Genomic DNA, 18,724 nt, shown 5'->3' with positions numbered 1-18,724 from the left:
GCGCCTCGGTTGCCTCGGACGTGTTTCCGGCGGTGCGGGCGGATCAGTGGGCGGTTACCCAGCGACCCGGCCGCGAATCACCGGTGGGGCGATCGCGGCCGGGCCGGAATTCACTGCGGATCCGCGTCGGACGAGGCCGGTGCCGCGGGCAGCGCGCCGTTGGGCAGCAGGCCGTTCGGGAGCACGCGCGGCAGCACGATCGAGCCCGCGGTCGCCGCCACCGCGGAGGTGGTCGCGATGGTCCAGCCGAGCGGTCCCAGCGGGGTGCAGCCGAAGTAGTGGCACACGCCCGGTGTCATCACCACACCGCACAGCACCGCGCCACTGACGGCGGTGGTGAGCCACACGCCGGGGCTGCGATGCCCCGAGACGAGCGTCTGCCCCAGCTGGGTGCCGATCAGCGCGACCAGGCCGATGGTGGCGGCGCGGCGCGGGGTGGCGACGAACCGGCCGACCGTCCAGGCGCCTGCGGCACCGGCCGCGGTCGCGAGCCCGCGCACGGCGATGGTGTGCGCCAGCTCGGCGCCCAGATGGGCGGGCGGGATCTCCGACAGCTGCGCCGCGCGCTGGGCGGTGTCCACCCCCGCCGCCGTCTCCCGGTCCTGGGCCAGCGCCAGTGCCAGCGCCGGGAACATGTCGGTGAGCATGTTGACCAGCAGGAACTGCCGGGTGCCCAGCGGCGCGTGACCACTCACCGCGGTCCCGTAGAGAGTGAAGGCCACCTCACCCGCGTTGCCGCCCACCAGCACGCCCACCGCGGCACTGATGCGCTGCCACATGCCGCGGCCCTCCACCAGCGCGTGCAGCAGCGCGGTCGGGTCGGCGTCGGTGAGCACCATGTCGGCGGCGTTGCGGGCGGCGGCCGAGCCGTGCGCGGCCAGGCCGATGCCGACGTCGGCGGTGCGGATGGCGGCGGCGTCGTTGCTGCCGTCGCCGGTCATCCCCACCACGTGGCCGGCCTTGCGCAGTGCCGCGACGATGCGCACCTTGTGCTCCGGGCTCACCCGCGCGAACACGGTGCTCCGCTCGATGCGCTCGATCTGGGCGGTCTCGTCGAGCCGGTCGAGGTCGGCGCCGGTGGTGACCTCGCCGACCTCGATGCCGAGTTGCTTCGCCACCGCGGCCGCGGTGACGGGGTGGTCGCCGGTGATCATCCGCACACCGATGCCGTTGTCCTGCAACGACTTCACCAGCGGCACGGTCTGCGGCCGCGGGGTGTCGGCCAGGCCGAGGAAACCGAGCAGGGTGAGTTCGCCGACCGCGTCCTCCATGTCCTCGGGGCGGTCGGCCAGGTCGCGGCGGGCCACCACGAGCACCCGCAGGCCCTGTTCGGCCAGCTCGGCCACCCGCCGGACGGCCCGCTCGCGCAGTTCCTCGGTGAGTGCCTGCTTGGGCTGGTCGCCGGTGCGCACCTTGCTGCACCGGGGCAGCACCACCTCCGGCGCGCCCTTGACGACCAGGCGCAGCCGCCGGGTGGTCTGGCCGATGGCGGCGGCGTAACCGCGGTTGGATTCGAAGGGGATCTCCTCGATCGGATCCCAGCGGTGCGCTTCGTCGCCCAGCACCTCGGCGGCGTCGAGCACCGCGCGGTCGGTGGCGTGCAGCACCGGGCCGTCGGCGGGGTCGGGGCAGGCGCGGGCGGCCGCGCGCAGCAACCGGCGGGCCCGGTCGCTGTCGGTGTCGGGCTCCCACTGCTCGTCCAGGTCGGCCAGCGTGGTCAGCCGCAGCTTGCCCTCGGTGAGGGTACCCGTCTTGTCGAAGCACAGGGTGTCGACGCGGCCCAGCGCCTCGACGGTGCGGCTGGCGCGCACCAGCACACCGAACCGGGACAACCGGCGGGCCGCCGCCAGCTGCGCCACCGTAGCCACCAGCGGCAGACCCTCCGGTACCGCCGCCACCGCGACACCGACACCGTCGGCGATCGCGGTGCGCAGCGGCTGGCGGCGCAGGCCGCCCAGTGCCGTCACGGCGGTGCCGCCGGCGAGGGTGAGCGGAAGCGCGCGGTCGGTGAGCCTGCGCAGCTGCGCCTGCACGCCGCCCTTCTCCGGCGGCATCGCCCCCGCGGCCGCCCGCCCGGCCTGGGTGTCGGCGCCGACGGCGACCACGACCGCGGTGCCCGCGCCGCTGACCACCGTGCTGCCCTCGAAGACCATGCAGGCCCGGTCGCCCAGCGCCGCGCCCGGCGTGGCGGCCAGCTGCTTCTCCACGGTGACCGACTCACCGGTGAGTCCGGATTCGTCCAGTTCGAGATCGTCCAGTTCGATCAGCCGGGCGTCGGCGGGCACCACATCGCCCGCGCGCAGCCGGATGAGATCGCCGACCCGCAGCCGGTGGGCCGGGATCACCTGCTCGGCGTCCCCGGAACGGCCGACCAGCCGCGCGGTCAGTTCCTCGTCGGCCATCAGATCCTGCAACGCGTGCTCGGCGCGCTGGCGCTGGCGCGCCGAGACCACCGCGTTCACGGTGAGCACCGAGGACAGCAGGATGGCATCGGAGGGGGAGCCGAGAATCGCGGTGGCCACGGCACCCACGCCGAGGATCGGCGTCAGCGGGTCGGCCAGTTCCCGCCGCAGCTGCCTGCCGAAGGACACCGCCGGGGCGAGCGGGGCCAGTGCGGCGCCCAGCTTCGACCGCTGCGCCTCGGCGCGCTCGTCGAGACCCGGCGGCTCCGGTAGCCGGGCCACGACCTCGCCGGGGCCCAGGGCGTGCCAGGGCAGCAGCGGGGCCAGGTCGTCACGCGGCTGTCTGCGCACCGCCTGCCAGCCGCCGACGGCGCCGTTGAGCAGGCCGAGCACGTGGGCGGTGACGATCGGGGAGGTGCGGCCACGCTGCTCGGGGCCGATGGCCAGCAGCAGCGCGGCCAGTGCCGCGCCGGACAGGGCGAGCGCGCGGCCACGTTCGCTGGCCTGCCGGGCCGGGCCGACCGCCGCGAGCACCCGCTGCACCTGGACCAGGTCGCGGCAGACGATGTCGGAACTCCACGGTGGCCGCGGGCAGCCGTGTTCGACCGGGCTCAGCCCGATCGCCACATCCGCCCACGCCAACGCCTTGTAGGCGCGCGGGCTGAGCACCGCGACGACGTGCCCGTCCTCCTGCGCGCGGTGCACCACCGCGCTCATCGACCCCGCCGAGGTGCGGAACTCGTCGGCGAGCGTGCGCAATTCGGCCACGTCGTCGCCGCCGACCAGCACCACCCGCAGCCCGGCGTTGCGGGCCGCGGTGAGCACGGCGTGGGCACGCCGGTCCAGCTCCCGCCCGACCAGCACCCGTCCCACCACGCGGTCGCCGTCGCGGAGTTCCCGCCAGGCCGGTCGCAAGGTCGCGCCGCGATCCGGGGAGCCGGTGTCGGGATGCACCAGCCGCAGGCCGCCCGCGGCCGCCCCGCCCTTCTCCTGTTCGTGCAGCAGCCGCTGCGCGGCGGTCCAGACGTGCGCGGCCGCGCGGGCCTCGTCGGCGGGGGAGTGCGCGGAATCGGCAGGCGCGGTGTCCTGGCCGGGCGTCGCCGCGCCGGTGGGAGCGTCGGCGGGGTGTTCGTCGGCGGGGATCATCGCGGTGGCGCGCTCGGTGCGGTCCGCGCTGCCGTCGCGGGAGAACGCGGGGTCGGCGCGCCGGGTCGTGCCCGGATCGCGCCAGTGCGGGTCGACGGCTTCGGCATCGAGCACCATGCGGCGGCGGGTGAGCAGCGATTCGCCGTCGACGACCAGGACCGACAGCCGGTCGAACCGGCGCCACGCGCCCGGGTGCAGCGTGAGCACGCCCGCGCGGGCGAGCGTCGTCGATGCCGCCGCCGCATACGCTTCCCTGGTCGCCCTGGCCGCCTTGGGCGCGCCGAGTTCCAGCGCCGAGGCCGCGGGACCGAGCCGCCCGGCGATGCCGAACGCTCCGGCGCCGGCCAGCGCGCCCGCCGCGGTTTCGTCGGCGACCCGCTCGACCGGACCCTTCGGCATCTCGGCCGGGCGTTCGTGTGCGGGCAGCGGCTGATCGACGGCCAAGGCGTCGTGCGAGGTCAACGTGTGTTCCCAGGCGCGCCACTGCTGGTGGCGGGTGATCGCCTCGGTCATCATGATCGACCGCTGCACCGTGTCGACCACCAGGTTCACCACCCCCTCGGCGGCGCCCTCGTTCAGCGCGTTGCCGACGGCGTTGGTGATGCTGAGCAGCAGGTCGGTGCGGGGGCGGCCCAGGCGCTCCTCCAGCACCTTGCGCAGGCGCGGCTGGGTGTCGGTGAGGGTGGCCGCGGCGCGCAGCACCCGGGTCGGCGGTTTGCCGGGGATAAGCAGCCCGGCGGCCGCGACGCCGAGCGCGGCCAGATCGCCCGCGACCTGAATCGTGGTGGCCAGCAGCGGTTCCCGGTCGGCGGGAAATTCGGCGCGGCGGCTCCAGTCACGGTCGGCGACGTCGGTGTCGCGTTCGGTGCGTTCCACCTCGGCCAGAAACGCGGGCAGGTCGGCGGCGCCGTCGGCCAGCGCCGCCACCACCCGGCCGGTCACCGAGTTGATCTCCCACCAGCGCACCGCGCGCAACCGATCGAGGCGCTTGCCCAGCGCCTCGGCGATGTCGGGGGCCCGGTCGCCGTCCAGTCCCCGCACCTCCACGGTGGCCCGCTGCTCGTGCAGGTCGACGCGGCGATGCGTGCGATCCGGCCGCGGGTCGATCAGATCGATCAGGTCGTCGCGCCACCGCACCGTCTCCTCCCGCAGCCGCACGGTGGTCTCCGGTAACAACGCCTCGGTGCCCGCCGCCGCCCACTGCACACCGGACTCGACCGCGCGCAGAGGAACGGTGGCCACTTTGCCGCCGGCGTCCAGCGCCAGCCCGGCGCCCGCGCGGGCGACCGTACCCGCCAGCGACATCGGTGTGGTGACCAACGGTCCGAGAAGATCTCTCCGCACAGAAAAGCCCATAACCGGCAGCTACCCCCGGTCAGAGGCCGCAAACCAGGCGCCGATCACGGTGGCAGCGGCCATGTTCGGCGTCCCCGGCACGCCCGTGCGGCCGCCCTGGGAGAGTTGCCGGGCAGCGGCGGCGGGATGTGACCGGTACCATAGCGCCCTTGCGCGGGCGCGCGCCGTGGGGGATGGTTGATCGAGAGCTTTTCGCGCGTCCGTTCGAGCGATCCGCGCCACATTCCAGCAAACCCGCGTTTACCGATCGGTCGGTATGGGTAACCGATAGATCGGCAAGTTTGCCGGAAGTGGACCGCCTCCGAGCCCGCTTCCGCACATCGGCAAGGGATGAGGGTCTTGAGCGCGAACCTGATGATCGTGGACGACGACGACCGGATCCGCCGCGAACTGCGCGAGGCTCTGGAGGACGAAGGCTACGACGTCTCCGAGGCCAACGAGGCCGAGGACGCGCTCACCTACCTGCGCAGCAACGGCGCCCCGGACGTGATGATCGTCGAGCTGATGCTCGGCGACATGGACGGCTTCGAGTGCATCCGCGAGATCCGTCGCGACCACGACGTCCCCATCATCGTCATCAGTTCCCGCGACGACACCCACGACGTGGTGGCCGCGCTCGAGGCCGGCGCCGACGACTTCGTCACCAAGCCCTTCGAGATCAAGGAGATCTCCGCCCGGATGCGGGCCCTGCGCAGGCGGGCCAAGCTGGCCGCCGAGCGTGACGCCCCGCGGGAGGTGGCGCTCGACGCGCACGAGGAAGCCCCGCTGATGCTCGATCGCGAGGGCGGCGCCGTGCGGCGCGGCGACGAGGAGATCAAGCTGACCCTCACCGAATTCCGCCTGTTGTGTGAACTCGCCGACGTCCCCGGCCGGGTGCTCAGTCGTGCGCAGTTGCTCGAAAAGGTCTGGGACGAGAACTTTTTCGGGGACGAGCGGATCGTCGACGTCCACATGCGCCGGTTGCGCACCAAGATCGAACTCGACCCGTCCGACCCGCAGATCGTGGTCACCGTGCGTGGCCTGGGCTACCGCCTCGATCTGCCGAAGTGACCCGCGGCGGGTCCGTTTCCACACCGGGAACGGACACCGCGCCGGTCCGCAGCGACGCCCGCGTGCGCCGCGATCCCGTGCTGCGCCCAAGCCGGTTCGTGAAACACATTCGTAACACAACCGCAAAGAGATCGACCAATTCACCGCAAAGTTGGTTGGCAAACCTGGACGCGTAGACAGACCGACCTGGGAGTTGTATGTCACTGCAAACGTTGTCCACGCCTACCGCAGAACCCGTCGAGGAACCACGGCCCGTCGAGGCGCCGTGGCAGGTGTCCGACCGCATCGGCACCGCGCTCCTGCGGGCTCCCCAGCTGGGTGATGCCGCGGAGATCTGGCGGATCGCGAAGGATTCGCGCGTCCTCGACACCAACTCGAGCTACGCCTACCTGCTGTGGTGCCGGGATTTCCCGGGAACGACGGTGGTCGCGGAGGTGGACGGCAGGGTCGTCGGCTTCGTGATCGGCTATCTACGGCCCGAGTCTCCCGACACCGTGTTCGTCTGGCAGGTGGCCGTCTCGCCCACCGAGCGCGGCCGCGGCACCGGCACGGCCCTGATCCAGAAGCTGCTCGACCGGGTGGCGCCGCACGGCGTGACCGCGCTGGAGACCACCATCTCCCCGGACAACCCGGCCTCGATCGCGATGTTCGCCGCGGTCGCGCGGCGCCGCGGCGCGCAGCTCACCAAGCAGCCCCTCTTCGACGCCGGTGTGTTCCCCGACGAACACGCCCCCGAGGACCTCTACCGCATCGCCCCTATTGCACAGGAGATTCGATGATCACCGCTGAAACGAACGTCTTCGAGTCGCTGGAGTCCAATGTGCGCGGCTACTGCCGCAACTGGCCCACGGTGTTCACCACCGCCAAGGGCGCCTGGCTCCAGGACGAGGACGGCAAGGACTACCTGGACTTCTTCGCCGGTGCCGGTGCGCTGAACTACGGCCACAACAACCCGGTGCTCAAGCAGCCGCTGATCGACTACATCGCCTCCGACGGCATCACGCACGGCCTGGACATGTCCACCGCGGCCAAGCGCAAGCTGCTCGAGACGCTGCGCGACACCGTGTTCGCCCCCCGCGGCCTGGACTACAAGGTGCAGTTCCCCGGCCCGACCGGCGCCAACGCCGTGGAGGCGGCGCTGAAGCTGGCGCGCAAGGTCACCGGCCGCGAAACCGTGCTGAGCTTCACCAACGCCTTCCACGGCATGACGCTGGGCGCGCTGTCGGTCACCGGTAACGCCGCCAAGCGCGCCGGTGCGGGCGTGCCGCTGGTGCACGCCGCGCACATGCCCTACGACGGCTACTTCGACAACACCACCGCCGACTTCCAGTGGATGGAGCGGGTGCTCGACGACACCTCCTCCGGTTTCGACCGGCCCGCCGCGGTGATCGTGGAGACCGTGCAGGGCGAGGGCGGCATCAACGTCGCCCGGGTGGAGTGGCTGCAGCACCTGGCGCAGCTATGCGCGGAGCGGGAGATCCTGCTCATCGTCGACGACGTGCAGATGGGGTGCGGGCGCACCGGCCCGTTCTTCTCCTTCGAGGTCGCGGGCATCACCCCCGACATCGTGACGCTGTCGAAGTCCATCGGCGGCTACGGCCTGCCGCTGGCGCTGGTGCTGTTCAAGCCCGAACTCGACCAGTGGGCTCCGGGCGAGCACAACGGCACCTTCCGCGGCAACAACCCCGCCTTCGTCACCGCGCAGGTGGCGCTGGAGACGTTCTGGTCCGACGGCGCGCTGGAGGCCGCGACCAAGGCCAAGGGCGAGAAGGTCGCCACCGAGCTGGCCACCGTCGCCGGGCACTTCCCCGGCCTGTCCACCCGCGGTCGCGGGCTGGTGCACGGCATCGCCTTCGAGGATCCCTCGCAGGCGGGCAAGGTCTGCCAGGTCGCCTTCGAGCGCGGGCTGCTGGTGGAGACCTCGGGCTCCAGCGACGAGGTCGTCAAGCTGCTGCCGCCGCTGACCATCACCGACGACGAGCTGGATCGGGGCCTGCAGATCCTGACCGGCGCCATCGACACCGTCTGCACCGGCTGGGGCCGCCTGCACCACCGCGCCCCGGCCGAGGGAGGAGAGCGCCGATGATCGTGCGCACCACCGACGAGATCACCGGCACCGAGCGGGACGTGGCGGGCCCGGGCTGGCGCAGCAAGCGCATCGTGCTCGGCGGCGACGGGGTCGGCTTCTCCTTCCACGAGACCACCATCGACGCCGGAACCACCCACGAGTTCCACTACGTCCACCACATCGAGGCGGTGTGGTTGGTCGAGGGCGAGGGCACGCTGACCGATCTGGACAACGATCAGGTCTACGACCTGCGCCCCGGCACCATGTACCTGCTGAACGGCCACGAGAAGCACCGGGTGCAGGCGCGCACCACCATGCGGATGATGTGCGTGTTCAACCCGCCGGTGACCGGGCAGGAGGTCCACGACGAGAACGGGGTGTATCCGCTGGTAGCGGTTCCCGCCAGCTGAGAGGAGCGACGAGAAGTGTTGCAGCAGGCCATCGATCGCGATCCCGTCGACCGCATCGATCGGTATCCGACCCGCACCGCCGAGCCGGCACCGCACATCGAGCGGCTGGACCCGACGGTGTGGGGTGAGGTCCACAGCGAACAGCTGTCGACCTTCGACCGCGACGGTTTCTCGATCATGGAGAATCTGCTGAGCCCGGAGGAGGTGTCGGAGTTCCGCGCCGAGGTCGAGCGGCTGGCGGCCGACAAGTCCCTGCTCGACGACGAGCGGGTGATCCGGGAGAAGACCTCGAACCGGGTGCGCTCGGTGTTCGAGGTGCACAAGCTCAGCGCCGCGGTGGCCGATCTGGTGCGCCAGACCCGCATCGTCGGGCTGGCCAGGCAGGTGCTCGGCTCCGATGTCTACCTGCACCAGACCCGGATCAACTACATGCCGGGCTTCCGCGGCACGGGGTTCTACTGGCACTCGGACTTCGAGACCTGGCACGCCGAGGACGGTATGCCCGCCCCGCGCGCGGTGAGCCTGTCGATCGCCCTGACCGACAACTACCCGTTCAACGGCAGCCTGATGGTGATGCCCGGCTCGCACCGCACCTTCGTGCCGTGCGTGGGCGCCACCCCGGCCGACCACTACCGGGAGTCGTTGCGCGAGCAGGAGATCGGGGTGCCCAGCACCGAGGACATCACCGTGCTCGCCCAGCGCTACGGCATCGCGCAGTTCACCGGCCGGGCGGGTTCGGCCCTGCTGTTCGATTCGAACATCATGCACGGCTCGGCGAACAACATCACCCCGTTCCCGCGCTCGAACATCTTCCTGGTGTTCAACAGCGTGGAGAACACGCTGGTGGAGCCGTTCGCCGCCCCGGCGCCGCGGCCCACCTACATCGGCAGCCGCGACTTCACCCCGCTGTAGACCGCGGATCACCCGCCCGGCGCGCCGGACGACCGTCAGAGTCGTCCGGCGCGCCGGCGTCTCAGCGTTGTCCGACCACCCGGGCCAGCGCGGTGAGATCCCGCTCGGACATCCGGAACAGCCAGTACACCCCGACGAAGGCCAGCGCGCTGCCGACGCCGAGTACCCGCAGCGGCACGATCACCGCGGGCAGATCGGCGGGTGGGATGAAGGTCGCGCCCGCGACACCCAGCAGCGGGACGGCGGCGGCGACGGCGAGAAAGGCGGTGCCGCGGCGGTCGAGCCGGTCCAGTTCGGCCGCGTCGGCCGGACCGAGCCAGCCGTGCGGCACGAACATCGGATACAGGCACCGCACCGAATAGAAGCTCACCAGGAAGTACGGATAGGCCATCGCGATCCCGCCACAGACGATCTGGGTGGCGAAGAAGTGCAGGTAGGACTGCGCGGGCAGGCTGCTGCCGGAGACCTGCACGGTCAACGGCACCACGATCCCGGCCAGCGCCCACAGCACGAAACAGGTGAGCACGTTGCGCTGCGCCAGCCGCAGGGTGTCGCTGCGCGCCTTCGCCAGCGTCGCGGCGTCGTAGTGCCGGCCGTGCCGCAGCCCACGCGAGACCGACCACAGGTGCGCGATGAGCACGTTGGTGGCGACCACGCCCAGCAGGAAGCACAACCCGTAGGTGGTGAGAGCGACCTGATCGAAGCGCTGCTGGGTCTGCGCGTCGAGCTTGTCGATGATGAGGGTGCGGTTGTGCTGGTAGCTGTAGAGGATGGCCAGCGCGTTGGGAATCGCGATGGCGCAGGCCATGATCGGATGCAGCCACGCCCTGGCCCGCACCCGCGCGCTCCGCGGCGGCGGGTCGACCAGATCGCGGGCGCGCGCATCCAGGCACACGTCGAACTGCTGGGCCATGTCCGCGCCGGTGGGCCAGCGGCGATCGGGGTCGGGGTCGAGCGCGCGGGCCAGGGTGCGGCGCAGCGCGGCGGGACAGTCCGGCGGCAGATCGGCGTACGGCAGCGCGCCGGGACCGCGGCGGCGGCGCTCGAGCATCCCGTCCAGGGTGGTGCGGTCGCCGCCGGTCACGTGGTCGTCGCCGAAGGGCTTGTGGCCGGTGAGCAGTTCCCACAGCATCACCGCGAGCGCGTACAGGTCGCTGCGCACGTCCAGATCGGCGGCGGTGCCGGGCAGATCCGGGTGCACGGCGGCGAGCTGCTCGGGCGACATGTAGGCCAGCGAGCCGCCGAAGTAGGCGACCGGGCTGGCGCCGGTGACGGTGCTGCCGAAGCTGATGTTGAAGTCGGCCAGCTGCGGCTCGCCCTCGGCGGTGAGGAGTACGTTGGCCGGTTTGATGTCGCGGTGCAGCACACCGCACCGGTCGGCGTAGTCCAGGGCGTCGGCCAGCCGCCTGCCCAGCCAGGCGATGGTCTCCGGCCAGGTGAGACCGGCCAGTTCCGCGCGGGTGGCCGATTCGCCGGGCCGGATCTCGCCCTTGCCGGTGAGCACCTCGTCGATGACGTCGAGCAGTAGCGCCCCGCCGCGCGCCCTGGCCTGCGCGGGGTGCGCGCGCAGCCGTTCCAGCACCGAGAACAGCGTGCCGCCGGGCACGTACTGCATGTACAGCAGCCGCAACCCGCTCGACGGCAGCACCCGTTGGTCGAAGACCCGCACGATGTGGCGATGGTCGAGCTGGGCGAGGGTCTGCGGCTCGGTGCTCTTGTCGCGGGAGATCTTCACCGCCACCAGCCGCTGCATCGACCGCTGCCTGGCCAGGAACACCCGCGCGAACGCACCGCGGCCCAGGCTGGTCATCAGGTCGAAATCGTCGACGCTGGTGCCCGGTTCGAGCTCGTCGAGCCCGGCCGGTTCCACCGGGCCCGCGAGCAGGGTGCTGTGGTAGTCGTCGGTGGTGAGCAGTTCGGAGAGCACCTGCGCCTGCGCCGGATAGGTGGCGGTGTACTCGGCGACGTCGACCGGTTGCCCGGCCTGCCTGCGCAGGTGGAATTCCTCGTAGATCAGGTCCGGCGGCAGCGGCCAGGTGCGCAGCTCGGGTAGCTCGGCGACGTACTGGGCGAGCCGTTTGGGCTCGACGTGGCGGCGCCAGCGCTGCGCCAGGTCCACCTTGATCAACTCGATCAGCGAGACCCGGCGCAGCGCGGGGGAGTCGGGCAGGAACGCGGTCAGGTCCGGCGGGGTGCGGGCGTCCCGCCAGGCTTCGGCGAAGCGGGTCACCACGTCGGCCACCGGCGACCCGCGGCCCGCCGACTGCGGCGGGCTCGCTGCGGCCGTCGCGCGGGAGACCCGCGCTGCGGGGTGCGCCATCTGCGCATCGTAACGCCGCGGCGACGCACCGCACCGGTCATCGGCCCGTCGCGGCGCCGGGTCGCAGTGCCCGGAACAGGGCGAACCATCGCTCCGGGGCCACGAGACCCACCGGGGTGCCGGCCGGAATGCCCGCGGCCGCACACGCCGCCCGCACCCGGCGTGGCGGGAAGGCGGTGGCGAGTGTGGCGGCCAGGGAACCACCGATCCCGGTGAACCCGAGTTCCACCAGGCGGCGATAGTCGCGCGCCGCGGCCCCGGCGAGCAGCGGGTCCGGGCGGCGGCGCAGGTGCAGTAGCGCGCCGTCGACGCGCGGCACCGGGCGGAAGTGCCGCCGGTCGATGCGCGCGCCCAGGTGCATGGTCGTCGTCGGCCAGTGCGTCACCGTGAGCTTGCTCCACCGGCCGTAGTCGCCGGTGTGCTTGCGGGCGAATTCGCGCTGGGTCAGCAGGGTCGCCGAGGTGAGCTGCCGCGCCGCCAGACACCAGCGCACGATGTCGGTGGTGCTCCCGAACGGCACGTTCGCGACCACGCCGAAGGGCTCGTCGGGCAGCGGGGCGTCCCGGAAATCCTTGTGATAGCAGTGGATTCGAGGGTCGGCGGCGTAGCGGGCCTGCAGTCGCGCGGCGTAGCGGGCATCGATCTCGTAGGCCAGCACCCGGCCGGCGACACCGAGCAGTTGCGCGGTGAGCATGCCGTCACCGGGGCCGATCTCGAGTACGAGATCGCCGGCGCCGACACCGGCGGACCGGACGATGCGCCGCGCGATGTCCGGGTCGGCGAGAAAGTTCTGGGAGAAGCGTTTGCGCGCGCCGGCCCGGGCGGCGCGCGACGAGGCGCGGGACATGGCTGTCCTCCGAACGGAGTGGGGAATCAGGAAAGGTGATTCGCCCGGACCCGTACCGGAGCACCACGAACCACCCGCTCGGGGCGGGTGCGATCAGCGGTAGCGGACCCCGATCAGCGCTGTCGGGGAGACGCAGCGGTGCGCGGCAGAGCCCGGGCCCGCCGGCGAAGCCGGATGAAGTACGCGCCCACCGCGCACGCTCCGTTCACTGCTGCACACATGCGCGACACCGTAGCGAGGCACGCGCCGCGGGCGCCACCGAATTTCCCACGGTCGGCGGCGGACAGTTGTCGACGCGAGTACCGCTCAGGAGTACAGCGTCTGTCCCGCGCGGGCGGCGTACTCGGCCGCGCGGGCCCGCCATTGCCGCGCCTCGGCGTGATCGCCGCGGCGGTCGAGTAGTTCGGCCAGCAGCGACATGGCCCGGAACTCGCCGTACTCGGCGGCCCGCCGCCACCACCGTTCGGCGCCCCCGTGGTCGCCGCGGCGGAACAGCAGCACCGCGAGGTCGTAGGCGGCCCCGGCATGGCCGGCCTCGGCGGCCTGAGCCCACAGGCCGCACGCTTCGGCCTCCTCGCCACGGTCGTACATCGCGGTGCCCAGTTCGTAGAGGGCGTTGCGGTAGCCGTGGCCGGGGCCGGTCGCCGGCGGCTCGGCACCCGCCGCCGACGCCATGCGCACGTAGTGCATTGTCATGGTGGCGTTTTCGTCGACCGTCGGGAGGCTCGGGTCGGTGTCGACGGTGGACAGGTCGTCGTGCGCCGGCGATGGCGCGGCCGGGGGCGGATCGGCGGCGACGGCGTGGGCGCCGGGACGGGTCTCCTCCTTGCCGCCTCCGATCTCTTCGCCGCCTCCGATCTCTTCGCCGCCTCCGATCTCTTCGCCGCCTCCGGTCTCTTCGGCGGCTCGGATCTCCTCGGCGGCAGGGGCGTCGGCGTCGGGGTCCCGGCCCGCGTCGCCGGTGCGCTTGGCGGGCACCGTCGCGACGCCGACGACGAGATTGGCGAAATTGGGTGGCCCCTCACCGAGACTGCACCACAGCGCGACGATGTCGTTGGGGATGTCCTCGACCAGCATGCCGTAGTTGCCCGTCCAACAGCGGTGCGCGCCGGTCTGATCGACCCAGACCGGGGTCAGCGTGAACAGCGGCGCGGCGCCGGTGGGCACCAGTTCGACGGTGACCCCGCGGGCGAGCGCGTCGCTCCAGATGTCCACCCCGGTCAGCCGGTGGCCGTCGAGTTCGATGTAGGCGTCCTGCACCGCCAGTCCGAGTCCGTGCCCGCGCAGCCCGGCGGGTGGCGCCTGGGAGAGCAGGCTCATGAACAACAGCGTCGGTTCCTGCGGTAGTCGGTCGCTGTACATCGGGTAGACCATGCTGCCGTTCCAGAGGATCGGCTCGGCCCCGGTGTAGCGGGCGGCCAGCGGTTGGTCGGTCGGCGAATTGCGCTGATGCCATTGCGAATACGGCTCGTTCATCTGCTGGCCTTCCGCTTCCCGCCCGATGCTGCTGACCGCCTCCCGCGCGGGCGCGGCGGCTCGAGCGTACTCGTCGCACGAGAACGCGTCGCGACGATCCGGTGCCATCCGCCCGCGAATCTACCAAGCACTTGCTACGCTCGCGCGATGATCCCCACGCTCGTCTGGGGCACCGGCAACGTCGGCCGCGCGTCGATCCGTGCCGTCGACGCCCATCCCGACCTCGAACTCGCCGCGGTGCTCGTGCGTGACCCGGCCAAATCCGGCCGAGACGCGGGGCAGCTGGCCGGACTGGACCGCACCCTCGGCGTCACCGCCACCGACGACGTGGACGCCGCGCTGGCGGCCCGGCCGCGCGCCGTCGTCTACGCCGCCTCCGGCGATCTACGCCCCGACGACGCGCTCGCCGACGTGCTGCGGCTGCTGCGCGCGGGCGCCGTCGTCGTGACCCCCTCGCTCTACGCCCTCTACGACCCGGTCGGGGCCCCCGCCGAGATCCGCGACCCGGTGCTGGCCGCGATCGAGGAGGGCGGCGGCGCGCTGTTCGTGTCCGGGGTGGACCCGGGCTGGGGCAACGACGTGCTGCCCCTGCTGGTCAGCGGTCTGGCCGGCACCGTCGAGACCGTGCGCTGCCAGGAGATCTTCGACTACACCACCTACGACCAGCCGGACTCGGTGCGCTACCTGGTCGGCATGGGCCAGCCCATGGACTACGCGCCGCCCATGCTCGCCGCCGGCGTGCCGACCATGGTGTGGGGTGGGCAGGTCCGGCTGCTGGCCCGTGCGCTCGGCGTCGAACTGGACGACCTGCGCGAGACGCTCGAGCGCCGCCCCCTCGAACACACCGTGCGGACCGAGCTGATGGGGGAGTTCGCGGCGGGCACCCAGGGCGCGGTGCGGTTCGAGGTGCAGGGCATCGTCGACGGCGAGCCACGCCTGGTGATCGAACACGTCACCCGCATCCACCCGGACTGCGCGCCGGACTGGCCGAGTCCACCCGACGGCGGCGCGGGCGCCCACCGGGTGATCGTGACCGGCGTGCCCCGCATCGAAGTGACCGTGGCCGCCGACGACGAGCACGGGAATCGCTCGGCGGGCGGCAACGCCACCGCGGCGGGCCGCCTGGTCAACGCCATCGACTGGCTGGTCGAGGCGGGCCCCGGCCTTTACGACGCGCTCACGGTGCCCCTGCGTCCGGCGCTGGGGAAACTCGGACGGACGCCGGGCGAACAGGGAAGGAAACAGTGATGATCGTCGATGTCCCCGCGGGCAAGGACCCCATCGGCTACGTGTGGGGGGAGATGGTGCCCGGGATCGGCCCGGCCGCCGCGGCCCTGGCGCTGGCCGTCTACGAACACAGCACGCTGGGGCTGCGCGAATTCGAGGCCGCCCGGCTGCGTATCGCCCAGATCAACGGGTGCCTGTTCTGCCAGGACTGGCGCACCGAACGCGACGGCGCGAAGGTGGAACCGGAATTCGCCGACGCGGTCACGAATTGGCGCACCACCGAGGCGTTCGACGAGCGCACCCGGCTGGCCGCCGAATACGCCGACCGCTACGCCACCGACCATCACGGCATCGACGAGGAGTTCTGGGCGCGGATGGCCGCCCACTACAGCCAGGCCGAGATCGTGGAATTGAGCATGTGCCTCGGCTCGTGGCTCGCCTTCGGCAGGCTCAACCGGGTGCTCGGGCTCGACACGGCCTGCGTGCTGCCCGGCCATTCCTGACCGGCCCTCATTTCGATTCGCGCAGCCAGTCCACCCGTTCCAGGGTGGACCAATCGTCACCCGCCCATTCCCAGATGAGCCGGGCCACCAGCGCCGGATCGGACAGGGTGGTCGCGAAATAGTGGTCGGGCCGCCCGCTGTGGTGCACCTCGAGGGTGTAGTCGACCGCGGAATTGCGGTACGTCTGGATGAAGGTCTGGTCGTCGTGCGGTTTGCCCGCGATGAGGAACGGCGTGGCGGCCAGGGTGTCCAGGTTCGGGATCCAGCCGTGGATCTGACGCTCGGTCATCGAGGAGAACCGCTGTTCACCGCCGATGTCGACCTCGACCACCCGGTGCTCCGGCGCGCGGCTGACGGTATAGGAACGGGCGTCGTAGAGCTCGTAGTCGAAGCCCGTGATCAGGTCTTCCAGCAGCTGCCGCACCGGCGCGGCAGCGTTGTCGAGCGCGCCGGGCACCCGCGGACCCCCGCGGTCGGCGGCGGTGACCCGCACCGCGTAGCCCGCCGCCTCGATGCGAACACCGGCGTGCGGGCGCGACCCCGAGACCGCGGAATTCCACGCCCGCAATCCGGCGACGACCACCAGGCGCAGGTCGTCGTCGAGGGGCCTGCCGGCCTGCGACCGGAGATAGTCCGGAATTTCACCGGGCGTCCGGACCGCGCCGACCGGCACGACCACATACTCGAAACTCACCGTGACAAGGTAACTTCCGAATCGCGTGCGCGGGAGGTTCCCGCCGGGGGAAATCCGGTCCGGGAAATGCCTGCCCGGCGGTCGTTCGGAATTGCCCGGCGTTCGCGCCGGGTTCCGGCCCGGCGCGCGGATTCAGCGCGGTGAAGGTTGTGCACCGGAGGCCATGTCACCGGGGCGGTTAGCTGCGGGTGCGGTGGGTGCGACCGTCGTGGCCGTCGGCAGTGTCTCCGGCGATCCGGGGGAGCGGACCGGCAGCAGACCCGCCACCGCCACGCACACGCCGAGCGCGGCCAACGCCAGCCCACCATCGATCATCCGCCGCCCGGCCGTGCCGCGTGGGCCGGGCGGGCGAGTGGCATACCAGGTGCCCGCGAACACGAACGCCAGCACCGCCGCGACCAGCAGGCACACCCCCACACCGGCCAGCACCTCACGCACCGCGCCGCCCACCCCGAACTCCCTCCCGCGCCACGCCGGTCCGCGGCCCGCACCACGCGGACCCGGGAGCGGACCAGGCCCCGGCGCCGGCGAAACTAACCCACCGGCACGGTTGTCCGCAACAGCGCCGGTCCCCGGTCGCGCGACCACGTAGCGTGGCGATCATGAGCGAACGTCTGGTCGTCATCGGGGCCGACGCGACCGGCATGGCGGCGGCCTCCCAGGCGCGGCGCATGCTCGGGCCGCGCGAATTGGAGATCGTGGTGTTCGAGCGGGGCGGGTTCACCTCGTACTCGGCCTGCGGCATCCCGTACTGGGTCGGCGGGGTCGTCACCGAGCGTGACGCGCTGATCGCGCGCACCGCCGAGGAACACCGTGCCCGCGACATCGATCTGCGCATGCGCACCGAGGCGATCGAGCTCGACGTCACCGGGCGGCGCGTGCGCACGCGCGACCTCGACAGCGGCGTCGAATCATGGACCGAGTACGACAAACTCGTCCTCGCCACCGGTGCGCGACCACTGCGTCCCGCCCTGCCCGGCATCGACGCCGCCGGCGTGCACGGCGTGCAGACCCTCGACGACGGCCAAGCCCTCATCGACACCCTCGACCGCACCGAGGGCAGGCGCGCGGTGGTCGTCGGGGCGGGCTACATCGGCGTGGAGATGGCCGAGGCGCTGATCCAGCGCGGCTTCCGGGTCACCGTGCTCAACCGCAGCGCCGAACCCATGTCCACCCTCGACCCCGACATGGGCGCGCTGGTGCGCAAGGCGATGGACGGCATGGGTATCGAGGTCGTGGGCGGCGCGGAGGTGACCGGGGTGCGCACCGACGCGCACGGCCGCGTCCGCGCGGTGGCCACCGCCGACGAGGAGTACCCGGCCGACGTGGTGGTGCTCGGCCTCGGCGTACGCCCGGAGACCACGCTGGCCAGGGCGGCGGGCCTGCCGCTCGGTGAGCACGACGGGCTGCTCACCGACCTGTCCATGCGGGTGCGCGGGCACACCGACATCTGGGCGGGCGGCGACTGTGTGGAAGTGCTCGACCTGGTCTCGGGGCGGGAACGCCACGTCGCCCTCGGCACCCACGCCAACAAGCACGGCCAGGTCATCGGCCAGGTGATCGGCGGCGGCTACGCCACCTTCCCCGGCGTGGTCGGCACCGCCGTCAGCAAGGTCTGCGATCTGGAGGTGGCGCGAACCGGCCTGCGCGAGAAGGAAGCCCACGCCGCGGGCCTCCAGTTCGTGACCGTCACCATCGAGTCGACCAGCCGCTCCGGGTACTACCCCGAGGCGGCGCCGATGACGGTGAAGATGCTCGCCGAGCGCCGCACCGGGCGGCTGCTCGGGGTGCAGATCGTGGGCCGGGAGGGGGCGGGCAAGCGGGTCGACATCGCCGCGGTGGCGTTGACCGCGCGGATGACCGTCGAGCAGATGACCGCCCTCGACCTCGGCTACGCCCCGCCGTTCTCCCCGGTCTGGGATCCGGTGCTGGTCGCCGCGCGCAAGGCGAGCCTGGCCGTCCAACAGCGCGGCTGAGGCGCCACCACCGGGCGTTTCGCGCGCCGTACCGCGGGTACCGCGACCCTCGAACGGACCCATCGACGATCGGGAGGTGAGCCGGATGGCGGTATGCGACACCTGCGGCAACGACTACGACAAGGCGTTCACGGTCACCCGGGACGGGCACACGGCCACGTTCGACAGCATCGAATGCGCCGCCGCCGCGATCGCGCCGGTGTGCGCGCACTGCAGCTGCCGAATCCTCGGCCACGGCGTGGAGGCGGGCGAGCAGATCTTCTGCTGCGCGCACTGCGCCCACGAAGCCGGGCACCCACAACTGGTCGACCACGCCTGAGGGGGACGACCGTCTCCG

General features: G+C 72.1%; 14 protein-coding genes and 1 pseudogene. 9 read left to right on the top strand and 6 right to left on the bottom strand.

The window, feature by feature from the left end; genetic code table 11:
• Positions 1-110 precede the first annotated feature (110 nt).
• On the bottom strand, positions 111-4,868 hold the full coding sequence (locus AMO33_RS06755; protein WP_139337500.1) for a cation-translocating P-type ATPase: 4,758 nt from the start codon (positions 4,866-4,868) through the stop codon (positions 111-113).
• Between the two features lie 375 nt (positions 4,869-5,243).
• Here AMO33_RS06755 and AMO33_RS06750 point away from each other — a divergent pair, with 375 nt between their 5' ends.
• The 5 genes from AMO33_RS06750 (at position 5,244) to thpD (ending at position 9,344) form a co-directional block, all read left to right on the top strand.
• On the top strand, positions 5,244-5,954 hold the full coding sequence (locus AMO33_RS06750; RefSeq protein ID WP_041560984.1) for a response regulator transcription factor: 711 nt from the start codon (positions 5,244-5,246) through the stop codon (positions 5,952-5,954).
• A 197-nt stretch (positions 5,955-6,151) separates the two neighbouring features.
• Positions 6,152-6,733, top strand: a complete 582-nt coding sequence (gene ectA, locus AMO33_RS06745; RefSeq protein WP_170916111.1) for a diaminobutyrate acetyltransferase — start codon at positions 6,152-6,154, stop codon at positions 6,731-6,733.
• A complete protein-coding gene (gene ectB, locus AMO33_RS06740) occupies positions 6,730-8,040 on the top strand; it encodes a diaminobutyrate--2-oxoglutarate transaminase (protein WP_060591329.1) in 1,311 nt (436 codons plus the stop codon). Before ectA ends, ectB begins: the two co-directional genes overlap by 4 nt.
• A complete protein-coding gene (locus AMO33_RS06735) occupies positions 8,037-8,432 on the top strand; it encodes an ectoine synthase (protein ID WP_011209250.1) in 396 nt (131 codons plus the stop codon). Before ectB ends, AMO33_RS06735 begins: the two co-directional genes overlap by 4 nt.
• A 15-nt stretch (positions 8,433-8,447) precedes the next feature.
• Complete coding sequence (thpD, locus tag AMO33_RS06730; protein WP_170916110.1) at positions 8,448-9,344, top strand: ectoine hydroxylase; 897 nt, start codon at positions 8,448-8,450, stop codon at positions 9,342-9,344.
• Between the two features lie 61 nt (positions 9,345-9,405).
• Here thpD and AMO33_RS06725 read toward each other — a convergent pair whose 3' ends face one another.
• The 3 genes and pseudogenes from AMO33_RS06725 to AMO33_RS06715 all read right to left on the bottom strand — a co-directional run bounded on the left by AMO33_RS06725 (position 9,406) and on the right by AMO33_RS06715 (position 14,095).
• Positions 9,406-11,664 carry a serine/threonine-protein kinase gene (locus AMO33_RS06725; RefSeq protein WP_082668603.1) on the bottom strand — a complete coding sequence of 753 codons (2,259 nt, stop codon included), beginning with the start codon at positions 11,662-11,664 and terminating at the stop codon, positions 9,406-9,408.
• Positions 11,665-11,701: 37 nt separating this feature from the next.
• Positions 11,702-12,488 (bottom strand): annotated as a pseudogene (gene erm / locus AMO33_RS06720) (23S ribosomal RNA methyltransferase Erm); the annotation flags it as partial.
• Positions 12,489-12,817: 329 nt separating this feature from the next.
• The gene (locus tag AMO33_RS06715; RefSeq protein ID WP_060591319.1) at positions 12,818-14,095 is read right to left on the bottom strand and encodes a tetratricopeptide repeat protein; all 1,278 of its coding nucleotides are present in this window, start codon (positions 14,093-14,095) and stop codon (positions 12,818-12,820) included.
• Positions 14,096-14,134: 39 nt separating this feature from the next.
• Between AMO33_RS06715 and AMO33_RS06710 the strand changes: the two genes are divergently transcribed.
• Both AMO33_RS06710 and AMO33_RS06705 read left to right on the top strand, forming a co-directional pair.
• Complete coding sequence (locus AMO33_RS06710) at positions 14,135-15,235, top strand: NAD(P)H-dependent amine dehydrogenase family protein (RefSeq protein ID WP_060591314.1); 1,101 nt, start codon at positions 14,135-14,137, stop codon at positions 15,233-15,235.
• A complete protein-coding gene (locus AMO33_RS06705; RefSeq protein ID WP_060591313.1) occupies positions 15,235-15,717 on the top strand; it encodes a carboxymuconolactone decarboxylase family protein in 483 nt (160 codons plus the stop codon). The genes AMO33_RS06710 and AMO33_RS06705 overlap by 1 nt, the downstream gene beginning before the upstream one ends.
• A 7-nt stretch (positions 15,718-15,724) precedes the next feature.
• Here AMO33_RS06705 and AMO33_RS06700 read toward each other — a convergent pair whose 3' ends face one another.
• A complete protein-coding gene (locus tag AMO33_RS06700; protein WP_011209257.1) occupies positions 15,725-16,411 on the bottom strand; it encodes a hypothetical protein in 687 nt (228 codons plus the stop codon).
• A 132-nt stretch (positions 16,412-16,543) separates the two neighbouring features.
• The gene (locus tag AMO33_RS06695; RefSeq protein WP_060591310.1) at positions 16,544-16,861 is read right to left on the bottom strand and encodes a hypothetical protein; all 318 of its coding nucleotides are present in this window, start codon (positions 16,859-16,861) and stop codon (positions 16,544-16,546) included.
• 152 nt (positions 16,862-17,013) lie between these two features.
• On the opposite strand from AMO33_RS06695, the gene AMO33_RS06690 reads away from it, so the two are divergent.
• On the top strand, positions 17,014-18,387 hold the full coding sequence (locus AMO33_RS06690; protein WP_060593330.1) for an FAD-dependent oxidoreductase: 1,374 nt from the start codon (positions 17,014-17,016) through the stop codon (positions 18,385-18,387).
• A gap of 85 nt (positions 18,388-18,472) precedes the next feature.
• Positions 18,473-18,706, top strand: a complete 234-nt coding sequence (locus tag AMO33_RS06685; protein WP_060591308.1) for a hypothetical protein — start codon at positions 18,473-18,475, stop codon at positions 18,704-18,706.
• Positions 18,707-18,724 lie beyond the last annotated feature (18 nt).

The sequence above is a fragment of the Nocardia farcinica genome (genome assembly GCF_001182745.1).
GTDB lineage: Bacteria > Actinomycetota > Actinomycetes > Mycobacteriales > Mycobacteriaceae > Nocardia > Nocardia farcinica.
Note: the sequence above shows the minus strand (reverse complement) of the source record. Positions and strands in the feature narration are given on the sequence as shown.